General features: G+C 61.9%; 10 protein-coding genes. 5 read left to right on the forward strand and 5 right to left on the reverse strand.

Features of this window, described 5'->3' with window-relative positions; genetic code table 11:
- Positions 1 to 2: 2 nt before the first annotated feature.
- On the forward strand, positions 3 to 2,018 hold the full coding sequence (locus tag AC1DVM_RS07090) for an alpha-glucosidase (RefSeq protein WP_477253196.1): 2,016 nt from the start codon (positions 3 to 5) through the stop codon (positions 2,016 to 2,018).
- Between the two features lie 3 nt (positions 2,019 to 2,021).
- On the forward strand, positions 2,022 to 2,792 hold the full coding sequence (locus tag AC1DVM_RS07095; protein WP_477253198.1) for a TSUP family transporter: 771 nt from the start codon (positions 2,022 to 2,024) through the stop codon (positions 2,790 to 2,792).
- 124 nt (positions 2,793 to 2,916) lie between these two features.
- Here the strand turns inward: AC1DVM_RS07095 and AC1DVM_RS07100 are convergent, their stop codons facing one another.
- Complete coding sequence (locus tag AC1DVM_RS07100; protein WP_477253200.1) at positions 2,917 to 3,105, reverse strand: hypothetical protein; 189 nt, start codon at positions 3,103 to 3,105, stop codon at positions 2,917 to 2,919.
- Between the two features lie 280 nt (positions 3,106 to 3,385).
- Here AC1DVM_RS07100 and AC1DVM_RS07105 point away from each other — a divergent pair, with 280 nt between their 5' ends.
- Positions 3,386 to 3,835, forward strand: coding sequence for a hypothetical protein (locus AC1DVM_RS07105; protein WP_477253201.1), 450 nt, complete (start codon positions 3,386 to 3,388; stop codon positions 3,833 to 3,835).
- Between the two features lie 107 nt (positions 3,836 to 3,942).
- On the opposite strand, the gene AC1DVM_RS07110 is transcribed toward AC1DVM_RS07105, so the two are convergent.
- Complete coding sequence (locus AC1DVM_RS07110) at positions 3,943 to 4,152, reverse strand: cold-shock protein (RefSeq protein ID WP_150944542.1); 210 nt, start codon at positions 4,150 to 4,152, stop codon at positions 3,943 to 3,945.
- Between the two features lie 340 nt (positions 4,153 to 4,492).
- Positions 4,493 to 6,130: an ABC-F family ATP-binding cassette domain-containing protein gene (locus AC1DVM_RS07115; RefSeq protein ID WP_477253203.1), complete on the reverse strand. Its 1,638-nt coding sequence runs from the start codon at positions 6,128 to 6,130 to the stop codon at positions 4,493 to 4,495.
- Between the two features lie 387 nt (positions 6,131 to 6,517).
- Between AC1DVM_RS07115 and AC1DVM_RS07120 the strand changes: the two genes are divergently transcribed.
- Entirely contained in the window at positions 6,518 to 8,665 is a 2,148-nt protein-coding gene (locus AC1DVM_RS07120) for an EAL domain-containing response regulator (RefSeq protein ID WP_477253205.1), read from the forward strand.
- A 22-nt stretch (positions 8,666 to 8,687) separates the two neighbouring features.
- Positions 8,688 to 11,291, forward strand: a complete 2,604-nt coding sequence (locus AC1DVM_RS07125; RefSeq protein ID WP_477253207.1) for a response regulator — start codon at positions 8,688 to 8,690, stop codon at positions 11,289 to 11,291.
- A gap of 22 nt (positions 11,292 to 11,313) precedes the next feature.
- On the opposite strand, the gene AC1DVM_RS07130 is transcribed toward AC1DVM_RS07125, so the two are convergent.
- Positions 11,314 to 12,345, reverse strand: coding sequence for a crotonase/enoyl-CoA hydratase family protein (locus tag AC1DVM_RS07130; RefSeq protein ID WP_477253209.1), 1,032 nt, complete (start codon positions 12,343 to 12,345; stop codon positions 11,314 to 11,316).
- 256 nt (positions 12,346 to 12,601) lie between these two features.
- Positions 12,602 to 13,834, reverse strand: a complete 1,233-nt coding sequence (locus AC1DVM_RS07135; protein ID WP_477253210.1) for a phenylacetate--CoA ligase family protein — start codon at positions 13,832 to 13,834, stop codon at positions 12,602 to 12,604.
- Positions 13,835 to 13,853: the final 19 nt, after the last annotated feature.

A 13,853-nucleotide genomic window follows, 5' to 3' on the forward strand; every position in this document is an offset into this window, starting at 1 on the left:
CTATGCAGATCGAGACTCATTCGGACGGATTCGACCTCCTGCTCGATGGCAGGCTCCTCCTTCGTCACCGCAGCGATGCCCCATGTCTCTTCGTCGGTCATGGCGACGCGCGCATGGACATGTACCGCGGGAATTTCGACATCGAGGACTACGTCGTCGAACGCACGCCGCTTTCGCACGCGCAGGTGTCGCTTACCGGCAAGGAATTCGAGATCGCTCTGTCCGCGGCGCCCGGTCTGCCTCCCCGCCTCACCCTCGTTATCTCGGGCGGCGATCGCGACGGCGCCCTCTTCTTCAATACTTCCGATCCGTCGATCAATCGGATTTGGCTTCGCGTCGTCGCGGATGAGGACGAACATGTCTGGGGCGGCGGCGAGCAGATGTCATATTTTGACATGCGCGGGCGGCGGTTTCCGCTCTGGACCTCGGAGCCGGGGGTCGGGCGTGACAAGTCGACCGAGATCACCTTCAGGGCGGACGTCGCGGGCAAGGCGGGCGGCGACTACTGGAGCACCAATTATCCGCAGCCGACCTATATGTCGTCCCGTCGCTACGCGCTGCATGTGGCAACGACCGCGTATTCGGCCTTCGATTTCCGGCAAACAGGTTTTCATGAAATCGAGATCTGGGCGGTGCCGGACCATATCGAACTGACCGCCCGGCCGATCTTCGCGAGCCTCGTCGAGGCCCTCTCCGAGCGCTTCGGTCGCCAGCCGCCCCTCCCTGAATGGGTCTATGCGGGCGCCATCATCGGTCTGAAAGACGGCACACGATCGTTTGAGCGGCTCGACGCCATCATGGCCGCAGGAGCCAAGGTATCCGGCCTCTGGTGCGAGGATTGGGTCGGATTGCGCCATACTTCGTTTGGCGCGCGACTGTTCTGGGATTGGCAAGCGAACGAGGGACGCTATCCAGGCTTGCGCCAGCGCATCGCCGAACTGGGGAACCGGGGCATCCGGTTTCTCGGCTACGTGAATCCGTATCTTGCAGTCGACGGACCGCTTTTTCCGGAAGCGGATGCGGCGGGATATTTTGCAAAGGACGATTCAGGCGTGACCGCGCTCGTCGATTTCGGCGAATTCGATTGCGGCGTCGTCGACTTCACCAATCCCGACGCCGCCGAGTGGTTTGCCGAGCGCGTGATCGGCCGCAACATGATCGACTTCGGGCTCTCCGGTTGGATGGCGGATTTCGGCGAGTATCTTCCCATCGACGTTCACCTCGCCAACGGTGTCGATGCCAGGTTGATGCACAACGCCTGGCCGACCCTCTGGGCGGAGGTCAACGCGCGCGCGGTCGAGAAACGAGGGAGAACCGGCGACATCCTGTTCTTCATGCGGGCAGGGTTCACGGGGGTCCAGAAACATTGCCCCCTCTTGTGGGGAGGCGATCAATCCGTTGATTTCACGCGGCACGACGGTCTCGTGACCGTGATCTCGGCCGCCTTGTCCTCCGGCCTCCTCGGCAATGCGTATCATCACTCGGATATCGGCGGTTACACGAGCCTTTTCGGAAATGTCCGCACGCCGGAACTCATCATGCGGTGGGCCGAGATGGCGGCCTTCACGCCTGTCATGCGCACTCATGAAGGCAACCGCCCGCGCGAGAATTTGCAGATCGACGAGGATCCCGACGTTCTGGCGCATTTCGCCCGCATGACCCGGATTTATGTGCATCTGGTGCCGTACTTGAAGTCTCTCGTGGCGGAGGCTTCCACCCGCGGTCTTCCGGTGCAGCGTCCCTTGTTCCTTCATTTTGAGGAGGATACCCACACCTACGCGATCCAGGATGCCTATCTCTATGGCCCGGACCTCCTGGTCGCCCCGGTCTCGCAGGCGGGCAAGACAGAATGGAGCACCTACCTTCCGAAAGGATCGAATTGGGTTCACGTCTGGACGGGCCGCACTTTCCCGGGCGGGCAGGACATAACGGTTGCGGCCCCCTTCGGAGAACCGCCCGTATTCCATCGGGCAGCGAGCCCATTTGCGGCGTTATTCGCCGCGTTGCGGAACCTGTAGGCGATGTCGCCTGCGGAGCTCACCGGATTCCTCGCGCTCACAGCCGCAGCCGCTTACGCCCAGACGCTGACGGGCTTCGCCTTCGGACTCATCACTATGGGCGGCGTTGGCCTCACGGGCCTCCTGCCCCTGGCCGATGCCGCCATGATCGTCAGCGTGCTGTCGATGGTGAATTCAGTGCAGATGCTTTTGAAGGGCTGGCGCGACGTCGCCTGGAGAGAGTTCTGGCTTGTCATGGCAACGAGCATTCCGCTGCTCTTCGTCGGATACTGGCTGCTGGAATGGCTCGCCGACTCGCGTGCCGACCTTCTGCGCCTGATCCTTGGCGTCGTGATCATCGTCTCCAGCCTGCAACTCGCGCGAAAACCTCAGCCGCTGCCGTACCGTTCCGGCGCAGGATCGTTCCTGTTTTTCGGCGGAATCGCGGGCGCGATGGGGGGCATGTTCTCAACGGCGGGTCCTCCGCTCGTCTATCATTTCTACCGCCAGCCCATGTCGCTGGTCATGGTCCGTGAAACTCTGGTGGCGGTGTTCGCGGTAAACGCCGTGGTCCGCATCGGACTTGTGGCCGGCTCCGGCGATCTTCCGTCAGGATCGACGTTGTCCGGCCTTCTCGCCGTTCCGGTCGTCATCGGCGCGACCCATGCGGCCCGCCGATGGCCGCCACCCGTCTCGCCCGCCACGATGCGTCGCATCGTATTCGCTCTTCTGTTTCTGTCGGGCGTTTCGCTATGTCTGCCTGCGGTCGTCCACCTTTCGGGAGCACTTCGATGACCGCACATGCCGAACGGGCGGAAGCGGTGATGTCGTGCGGAAAGACCCGGTGAGGCGTTTGGCGACCAGAAGGGATTGGATAGGCTCCGGCGGGGGAGCGTCACGGCCAGAACCGTGCGGCGGGTCAGCCTGCCAGCAGACCTTCGCGAACGCAGCGCTGATAGGCCTCCGTCGGGCTTTTGATCACGTACTGGAATTCGTCGTCGTTCGCCGGCCGGATGCTGATGATCTCATAGCTTGAGCCCCGCGTCGTCCGGCCAAGGCCGTTCGTCGACAGCTGGACGGTCTGCCCGACCTTGAACTTCGGTTTCATCGAACGATTTCCTTGTTAGTCGCGTCGAGCCTCCTGGACCCGATGCGGGACGCGGCTGAAATTCCGATCGTCTTGAGGTGCGGGACATCAAGCGTGTTCACGCTCAGCAACCCTTGCAAATGCTGTTGGTGGACGCCCGCATCTTGCGGTCCCACTCTCGCTCCCGATTCTGCGTCCGCAGGCGCGAGGCTTCGGCCTCGGTGGCGATGCCTTCCGAGGGACGCCGGGCTTCTGCGTTCTGGACGGAGGGCGCGGGCGGAACGGGTGCGGGGGCCGGCTGTTGGCCGAGCGCCGGAGCACTCAAGCCCATCGCAACCAGAAGGCCCAGACCCGCCCGCCGCATCATCAGCGTTTGCCGGTATTGGGTTTCACGGAGCCGACCGTCTTCGACGGTACGGTCGTGAAAGGCGAAGTCGCCTCTTTGGTCTTGACCTTGTCCTGTTTCGGCTTCTTCGACTCGCGGTTTCCGCGTTGCTCACCTTTAGCCATCGGACCTTGTCCTTTATCTCACCCGCTTGATGCGCGTGATGTTGCCTTCAGGCAGCAAACCCGCCGCCTGGCGTTCTTTCGCAATCGATGTAGCAAGGTAATCCTCGCCCGGGCCGCCATGTCCTTCGACGACAAGGTATCCAGTGCGCCCATCGTCGTATTCAACGGCGAACATCACGGATTTCGGGTGGATCGTTCTTTTGAATTTAAACATCAAATCCTCACTTGCGAAAGCGAATAGTTTCGCGGACGTCGCAGAACTTGCGACAAAAAAGAAGAGGCCGCACCTTCAAGAAGTGCGGCCCCGAATGCTCCGGCGCGAGTTACCTCTCGCCGGACAAGTCTGGCTTATGCAGTCTGGATGGTGCTGACTGCGATCTTGCCGCTACGACGATCTTCTTCGGTGTCGAAGGAAACCTTCTGGCCTTCAACGAGGCCGCGGATGCCAGCGCGCTCGAGAGCGGTCGCATGCACGAACACATCCTTGTCGCCGTTGTCGGGCTGAATGAAGCCGAAGCCTTTTTGATCGTTGTAGAATTTTACGGTGCCGGTAACCATTGTGTAAGTCCTTTCACTGACTTGTATATGCACGTCCGCGCCTGTCTTCATTTCTGCAAACAGGCACAATTTTTCGAGTTTTGGAGAGATTGTTCGGAGTGCGCGGCAAGCAGTGCAAGGCGAAACAGAGCAGTCGTCAGGCCAAATTCGATAAGCTGATATAGTCGCATCGGATGAAAATTACAAGGCTGAACGAAATACTGCTTTGGGAGGCGGAGATAATATTCGATTTCCGCCCAAATTTCCGTGCCGGAGCCGGGAATAATTTGCAGCGGGGTGCTGCAAAACTGTTTGTTTACAAGGGTCTCGCCGAGAGCCTCGCCTGCGCTCGTAGAACGGGTCAGGCAGCCTCGGCCTGCTCTTTTTTCCGGCGCTTGGAGGATCGGTCCCTGTTCTGCGCAGGCCGGGAACCCGCCTTGGCACGGTCGAGGACGAACCGCGCGTAATCGTCCATATCGCCTTCGAAGGGCTTCACATGGCCGTCGGCGGCGAGCCACAGGCGGTCGGCCACCAGCTCCATCAGGGATCGATCGTGGGTGATGAGGATGACGGCCCCGGCGTAATCGTTCAGCGCGTCGAGGAGGGCTCGCCGGCTGTCGATATCGAGATGGTTGGTCGGCTCGTCAAGGATCAGCAGGTGAGGCGCGTCCATCGCGACGAGATTGAGGAGCAGCCGGGCCCGCTCGCCGCCCGAGAGGTCGGCCACCGTGGTCTGCTGCTTGTCGAAACCGAGGCCGAACTGGGCGAGTCGCGAGCGGCGCGAGGATTCGCTGTCGTTCGGTCTCGCCCGGCGGATGATTTCCAGCGGCGTGTCGGCAGGGTCGAGCGCCTCGATCTGGTGTTGATGGAACCAGCCGACCTTGACGCGACCCTCCCGGCGCATCAGGCCGGATTGAACCGACAGCGCGCCCGCCGCCATCTTGGCAAAGGTCGACTTCCCGGCACCGTTGACGCCCAGAAGGCCGATGCGGTCGTCGATGTCGAGACGCAAATTCAGGTCGCGCAGGACGGCGTGACCGTCATATCCGACATCCGCGTGCTCAAGCTGCATCAAGGGCGGGGCGAGGGGGCGCTCGGGCGACGGTAGGGTGAAGGGCGCGACGCGCTCTTCGATGACGGCGGCGATCGGCTCGAGCTTTGCCAGCCGCTTCATGCGCGATTGCGCCTGCGCTGCCTTGCTGGCCTTGGCGCGGAAACGGTCGACGAAGCTTTGAAGATGGGCGCGCTCGGCTTCCTGTTTGTTGCGTGAAGCGGTCTGCAGGCGGAGCTTCTCGCCTCGGCGGCGTTCGAAATCGTCATAGCCGCCGGTATAAAGGTCGAGCTTGCCTTCGCTCACATGCAGGATGGCATCGACCGAATTGTTCAACAATTCCCGATCGTGGCTGATGATGAGGGCCGTATGCGGGTATTTCTTGAGGCGCGCCTCGAGCCAGAGCGCGCCTTCGAGGTCGAGGTAGTTCGTCGGCTCGTCGAGGAGAAGAAGGTCGGGCGCCGCGAAAAGCGCTGCCGCGAGCGCAACCCGCATCCGCCAGCCGCCGGAAAACTCAGACATGGGGCGACTCAGATCACCGGTTGCAAAACCGAGGCCGCTCAGGATCTCACCGGCGCGGGCAGGGGCGCGATCGGCGTCGATCTCGATGAGGCGGCCATAGATTTCGCCCATACGCTCCGGCTCGGCGGTTTCGAGTTCGAGATACAGGGCGTCTCGCTCGATATCCGCGGCCAGGATGGTGTCGATGAGCGATACCGGCGTTGCGGGGTGTTCCTGATCGACCGAGGCGATGCGCGCGGCCTTCGGGAACGCAATTTCGCCACCGTCCGGCTGCATTTCACCGAGGATCAGCTTGAACAGGGTGGATTTTCCCACGCCGTTGCGGCCGACCAGCCCGACTTTTGCGCCGGGCGGAAGGGTTACGGTCGCCTTGTCAAAAAAGCGGCGGCCCCATCCGTTGAAGACGAGGTTTTCGATCTGGAGCATTAAAACTGGCCGAACGGTAAAGGTGAGGGAAAGCCTTTGAAGGCGGCGCTCACTAACACGGGCGGCACGAAACTGCGAGCGCTGTCGGCACCAACACCGACAACCGGCATTTTCGTGAGAGACGGGCCGCGTTGAGGAAACATAATAACGCGGTTGGCTTGGCGAGCCCCAATGAGACGATGTTCATTGCCTGCCGTAAGGGTCAAATGCTAGTTTACGATGTAAGGCCAAGAAAAATTAAGAACTTAGCCAGAATGCCCGTGCGACAATCGCGACACGGGCTGCGAAACGAAGCAACATTTGCAGAAGCGGATTTGATGATAGACGACATGGCCGACCGTCAACGAGTATTTTTTCCCGGCGCAACGCGATGACGGGCGCTGCGTAATGGCCAGTATCATCATCGTCGACGACCAGGCCACCAATCGAAATCTGTTTTCGCGGCTGGCCAAATCGATTTCCAGCGACATCTCGGTCAATGCTTTCGCAGACCCGCTGGATGCCCTGTCGTGGCTGAGCGAGAACACGCCTGATCTCATCATCAGCGACTACAAGATGCCGCAGATGGACGGCGCGGAACTCATTCGCCGAATCCGGGAATTGCCGGCGCTCATCGACTTGCCGGTCGTCGTCGTGACCGTCTACGAGGACAGGGAATTCAGGCTCCAGGCCCTGGAAGCCGGCGCCACAGACTTCCTGCAGAGTCCAGTTGACCATCACGAATTCGCCACGCGGGCGAGAAATCTCCTCAAGATGCGCCACCAACAGCTCCTGCTGGCGAGCCGCGCCGACGGGCTGGAGCGGGACCTGGAGCACAGTGAACGCTCCCGCGAACAGGCCTTGCGCGATTCCAGCGAGCGCCTCGCCCAGGTCATCGATACTGTCCCGGCCATGATTTCCGCGGCAGACCGCGACGGGAAGATCCTGTTCACCAACGCCTATCAGACGCGGTTGCTTGGGCTCGATCCGGCCAAAGTGGTCGGGCAGGATGCCACCGTGCTGTTCGGCGAAGAGCAGGGCGGGCGGAGCAAGTCGCTCGATCGCGTGGTCTGGGATACCGGACGACCCATATCGGCCTTCGAGGAAGAATTCGCGGATCGCATGGGCGAGAAGCGAACCGTCCTGACCACGAAAGCGCCTCTGCGGACGTCGGCCGATGCGATCACGGCGGTGCTGACCACATCGGTCGACATCAGTGAGCGCAAGCAGGCCGAGGCCCACCTGCACCATATCACCCACCACGATGCTCTCACGGGGCTACCCAACCGCATGATGCTGCAGGAGCGGCTGAGCGCAGAGATCGTGCGTTCCCGCCGCGGCAACCGGACCTTCGCGCTGCACCTCCTCGACCTCGATGGCTTCAAGCCCATCAACGACATGCTCGGCCATACGGCGGGTGACCGTTTCCTGATCGAAACGGCCAAACGCCTGGTGCGGGTGGTGGGCAAGAGCGGCATGGCGGCTCGCATCGGCGGCGACGAATTCGCCGTCCTGCAGACCGGGATCGAAGACGATGAGACGGCCCCGGACCTTGCGCTGAGGATCGCCGAGGCGTTGTCGCAGCCCTACGGTCTTTTCGGAAAGCCGATGACGACGACGGCGAGTCTTGGGACAGCTTTCCACCCCGTGGACGCCAGCAACGTGGAGGATCTACTGAGAAGCGCCAACCTGGCGATGCATCAGGCGAAGTCGGAGGGCGGAAATCTTCACCGCTTCTATGTCCCCGACATGACGATGCGCGCGAGAGAGGCCGCGGTTCTCGATGCCGAGCTGAGGCAGGCGATCGCCGAAGAGCAGTTCACCCTCTTCTATCAGCCGCGGATTGATCTTGCGACGGGCCAGATCATCGGCGCCGAGGCGCTTCTGCGCTGGAACCGCCCCGGTATCGGTATCGTCGCCCCGGGCGTGTTCCTGCCCCGGGTCGAGGAGAACGGCCTGATCCTGCCGCTTGGCGAGTGGGTGCTGAAGAAAGCCTGCCTGCAGGTGGTACAATGGCAACGCGAGCGACTGCCGGCGATCCGAGTCAGCGTCAACCTGTCGGCGCTGCAGTTCCGCAAACAGAACGTGCCGGAACTCGTCGCCCAGACCCTCGCCGAAACTGGTCTCGACCCGGCCTTCCTCGAACTTGAAATCACCGAAAGCATCATGCTGGAGGATACGGACGCCGTCGTCCGGGATCTTCATCGGTTGCGCGAGATCGGCGTGAGCATCTCGATCGACGATTTCGGGGTCGGCTACTCGTCGCTCCAATATGTGAAGCATCTGCCAGTCGATCGCATCAAGGTCGATCGGTGCTTCATCCGCAACATCACGACCGATCCGAACGACGCCGCCATATTGCGCGCCATTGTGGGACTTGGGCACAGCCTCGACCTCACCATCGTCGGCGAGGGAGTCGAAACCGCCGAGCAACTGGCGCATTTGAGAATCGAGGGTTGCGACGAGGGGCAGGGCTATCACCTCGGAAAGCCTATGCCGCCGGAGGAATTCACCGCGTTCGTCAAGGCCGACAGCAAGCACGTTCACCTTGCTTAGGTCCCGATGACGGAGGCTTGTCATGGTGGTCAAATCGTCAATCTTTTCGGCCACCTGGGGTCGGGCGTCACGGCTGTGGAAACGCATCCGGGCTGAACTGAAGCGCCGCCCCGACAGCGAACACGAAATGACGATCAACCGCTTCGTTTTGAGCGGGATCGTCCTCGCCTATCTCAGCATTGCAAGCCTCCTCGGCAGCACCGATGCCTCCGTCATGCTGCAGGAGACCGCGATCTACTTTGCGGCCTACGACTTCCTGTCGCTGCTCCTGTTCCTCCACATTCTCTACCGCCCGGGAGTGTCCGTCACGCGACGGCTGCTCGCCATCGTCCTCGATCTCGGGCTGTTCTCCTACGGGGTCGCAGCCGGCGGCGAATCCATGGCGGCGCTTTATCCCATCTATCTCTGGGTGATCCTCGGCAACGGCTTTCGGTTTGGCGTCAAATACCTGTTTGCCGCCTCCTTTGTGGCAGTCCTGGGTTTTGGGTCGGTCATAGCCGTCAGTGAATTCTGGCGCACGCATCTCGCCATGAGCGCGGGACTTCTCGCCGGCCTCGTGGTGCTGCCGCTCTACGTGTCGCGCCTGATCGCAAAACTCTCCGAGGCTCAGCGCCAGGCCGAGGCGGCAAGCCGCGCCAAGAGCCTCTTCATTGCAAGCGTCAGCCACGAACTGAGAACGCCGCTGAACGCCATCATCGGCCTGGGCAACCTGCTGGGAAAAACGGAGCTCAATGCCGATCAGGGCAACATGGCCCGCACCATCACGTCGGCCGGACAGTCACTGCTCGGCCTGATCAACTCCATCCTGGACTTTTCCCGTGTCGAGTCCGGCGTTGGGCGAGTGACGATCGGCGAGTTCGACGTCTATTCATCGTTGGACAATGTCAGGCGGATGCTCGCCGTCCAACTGGGCCAGAAGGATCTACGCCTGAGTCTTCACATCACGCCCCGCACCCCCCGCTACATCAGGGGCGATCTGCATGCCTTCGAGGGATCCCTCATCAATCTCGTGGGCAACGCGGTCAAATTCACCAACGAAGGCTACGTCACCATCGCGGCAGACGCGATCGACCGGCGGGGTAGCAATTTTACCATGCGGATCGAGGTGTCGGACACGGGGATCGGCATCACGCCCGAAGCGCAGACACGCATCTTCGAGAGCTTCACCCAGGCCGATGCCACCATCGTCGACCGTTTCGGCGGAACGGGCCTGGGGCTTGCGACGTCGAAGCAACTGGTCGAGCGGGCCGGCGGAACGATCGGCGTCGAGAGCAAGCCGGGGGTCGGCAGTACCTTCTGGTTCGAAATGGATTTCGCCGCCGCGGAGAAGCCGGAAGCAGCGACCAATGTGGCGAAGCCCGATTATGTGGTGCTCTCGCGGGATCCTGAGGTGCAGCGAGTTCTCGCAAATGCACGCGATTTCGCAATCGCCGAGACGCCCCAGGAGGTTGTTGCCCTTCTGGCCGCCCGCCCGCGGATCGCGGCGGAGCGTCCCCTCGTGTTTCTCCTCGACGCGGCGCTCATATCCGCCGACAGCGTCGAGAGTTTTGCCTCCAAGTTTCCCGAGAACGACGCCGCCGACAAGCTCGCGGTCGTTCTCATCGGCACGACGGAGGCCGAGGACCTGCCCGAAGGCGTCGTCCGCCGCCAATGCGTCAGCCGCTTGAGTCGCCCGCTGGACCATGAAGCCGTGGCGCGCGCGCTCGAAATCGCCGAGAGCGGGTTCTACGCGTCCGCCCCGCCGGCTTTCGATCATGTTCCGAACCGGGGCAATCCGCTTTCGATCCTCGTCGCCGACGACAACCGCACGAACCAGATGGTGCTGAACAAGATTCTGGGGCTCGCCAACCACAGGGTCAGGCTGGTGGACGATGGAGAAGCCGCGCTCGATGCTCTTGAGGAGGAAAGCTTCGACATCGTGCTCATGGACGTTAACATGCCGGTGCTGAATGGGATCGATGCGACGAAGCTCTATCGTTTCGGCGCCATCGGTCAAAAAACCGTTCCGATCGTCGCCCTGACGGCGGATGCATCTCCCGATACCCGGCGGCGATGCGTGGAAGCCGGCATGGTCGCGTGCATTCCCAAGCCGGTCGATGCCGATGAACTGCTGGCGATGATCTCGGATATCGTTTCCGGGGAGGGGACAGTGAAGCCGATGCCTCCTCTCGCAAGTGCGTCGGCGCCGGTGAAGGCCGAGCCGCTTCTCACGATGCCGGCTGCGCCGGGCAAGGCGCCGCCCGTGGATCAGCGCACGCTGGATCGCCTCGAGCAATTGGGCGACAAGCAATTCGTCCAGGAACTCGCGCAACTCTTCGCGGACGACGCCAGCAGGACGATCGAGGATATCGCGGCCGCGGTCGCTGAGGGGAACGCGCGCACGTTCCAGGATTCCATCCATGCGCTCCGCAGCAGCGCGGCCAATATCGGTGCGCTGGAGATCTTCAAGATGTGCCTTGCGTGGCGAGAGGCATCGCCGCGCGATCTCGCCGCGAACGGCGAGCAATACCTGTTCCTCGTTCGGACCGAATTCGACAGAGTGTGTGAGAGCCTTGGCGTCGCCCCGGCGGTTCCCCCTTCCAGTCTGGGGGAACCTGCGGAGTGGCACCACACACGTCGTCAATAGAAACGGGAATGTCGCTCTGCGGTCAGAGAGCTTGAGATTCGGCGATTTCTCCGAGACGACGGTGCTGGGCGGTCATCAGGCGCTGCATCCGGCGCTGTTCCATCGGGGTGAGCTGAAGGGCGGTGTCGACCCAGATATCCGTCACGTCCTTCAGTTCTTCCAAGGTCAGCGGCATGACGCGGCGGCGGATGCGGCTCAAGGCATGGTGCACGGCATGGCGGCGTGAATTTTCGGAGATGTACTTGCGAACCGCAGCCTCGCCCTCGCCGTCTTCACACAGGACGTCGATCAGACCCATGTCGAAGAGTTGCTGCGCGCTGAAGATCTCGCCGCTCAGGATCATTTTTTCGGCCTGAACCGGGTTCAGCTTGCGCGAAAGGAAGCTGGATGCGCCCATTCCTGGGAACAGGTTGAAGAGGATTTCGGGAAGGCCGAACTTTGCGCTGCGTTCCGCGATGATGACGTTGAACGACAATGCGCCTTCGAATCCGCCGCCGAGCGCGTCGCCCTGCACCAGCGCGATGGTCTGGATCGGAAGGTCGAAACCCGTCCACATGTGATAGGCGACGTTGACGCAATCATGGGCATAGCGACGCAAGCCTTCGCGATTGCCGTCGCGRATGCAATCGAGGAAGAAGCCGAGGTCGCCCCCGAGATTGTAGATGCCCGGAATGCGGGAAGCGCCGACGAARTACTGGATCGCCTCACCGTTGGCGCGATTGGTCGCAAAGAAATCCTGCACGGATTTGCGCAGCGCAATGAGGTCGGCCAGCATCCCCTTCGTGAAGCTCGGGGGGCCCTTGGGGTTCATGTAGCACCAGAGCGACCGATCGGTGGGGCTCAGCACCACGTCGAGTTCGTTGTAGTTCGGCGAGAGAAAGCGCAGTTCTGCCGGCAGAACCGGTGCACGGTCGAATTCGCGACGGGCCTGCGGATTGGCGAGGGGGCTCGCATCGGTGTTGCGGGTCAGCTCGCCAATGTGCGCCACCTCGGCAAGGTTGACCTCGGTGTAGTCGTGGCGCTGCATTGCATCCCGGCGAATGGTGACGGTCATAGACTTTCTCCGTGTTGAAAAGTTGAAACTTATGCCTCTCCGCTAGTTAAACGTCGAGGTTAACGAAAGGTTAATTGAGTTCGGATTTTTTTCCATTGAGAATATGGATCCGAGGATAAGTATGGTTAAAATATCTGCCCGTGATAAGCATTAGATCGCCGACGTCGAATGGCGAATTATAGCAATATTATTACTAAAAAAGCCCGTCGGCCGCCTAAGGCGCGGGTATTGCTCATCTTACTGTACGGGAGACACCTCAGGCGCCGGCGCGCTCATCGGCAATGACCTTGCCGTCGTTGGGGAGGCTTCCGGGCGCCACGATGTCGACCCGACCCCGCAATTTGGTGATCGATTGCAGCGTTTCGGCAATCCGTGGCGCGAGATCGCCGGCCGGCCCGTCCACTTCGCAGGCCAGCGTCATGGCGTCCGAATCCTCGCTTCGGGTGACCACGAGCCGGAGTTTGCGGAGTTCGGGGTGGCGTTTGCGAATGCTGTCGATCTGTTCGGGCCGCACGAACATGCCTTTGACCTTCGTGGTCTGGTCGGCGCGGCCCATCCATCCCTTGATCCGCATATTGGTGCGCCCATCCACGCTTGGCCCGGGAATGACGGCCGTCAGGTCGCCCAGGGCGAACCGAATCAGCGGATAATCCTCGTCGAGGGTGGTGACCACGATCTCGCCGACCTCGCCCGGACCCACGGGGTCGCCGGTTCCAGGCCGGACGATCTCCACGATCAGGTTCTCATTCACCACCATCCCGTCGCGGGTCGGCGTTTCGTAGGCAATGATGCCGATATCGGCGGTGGCATAGGCCTGGAACGCCTCGATCCCGAGGCTCGCAATCTCGTCCTGGAGGGGCTTCGGAAAAGCCGCACCGGACACGAGCGCGCGTTTGATCGACGTGACATCGCGCCCGGATGCCGTCGCTGCCTTGATGATGATCTTGAGGAAATCCGGCGTGCCGCAATAGATGGTGGGTCGGAATGCCTCGATCAGGTCGAGCTGCTGCTCCGTATTGCCCGGCCCCGCTGGAATGACCGCGCATCCGAGCGCTCGCGCTCCCGCATCCATGATGAATCCGGCGGGCACGAGATGATAGCTGAACGTGTTGAGCATGATCTCGCCCGCGCGGAAGCCCATGGCGTGCATGGGACGCGCGGCGCGCCATGGATCGACGGAAAGGCCCTGGGCTTCGAATATCGGTCCCGGCGACGCAAAGAGCCGCGCGAAATGTCCGGGCTGGTGCGGCGACAACCCGCCGAAGGGCGGGCGGGTGCGCTGCAGATCGGGAAGCTCGGATTTACGCAGGACAGGGAGACGTGCAAGGGCCTCCCGCGTCGAGATCGCCGACGGCTCGAACCCCGCAAGGCGCTCCGCGTAGCTGGGGGAATTCATGGCCGCACCCAGCGCGGCCGGAAGGCGACCGAAGAGGGATTGCTCGCGTTCCGCGGGCGGGCAGGTGTCGAGGCCATCGAAAAATTGAGTCATCGCTCACACATTCCTGGAC

The organism is Microvirga sp. P4_A5, from assembly GCF_056402495.1.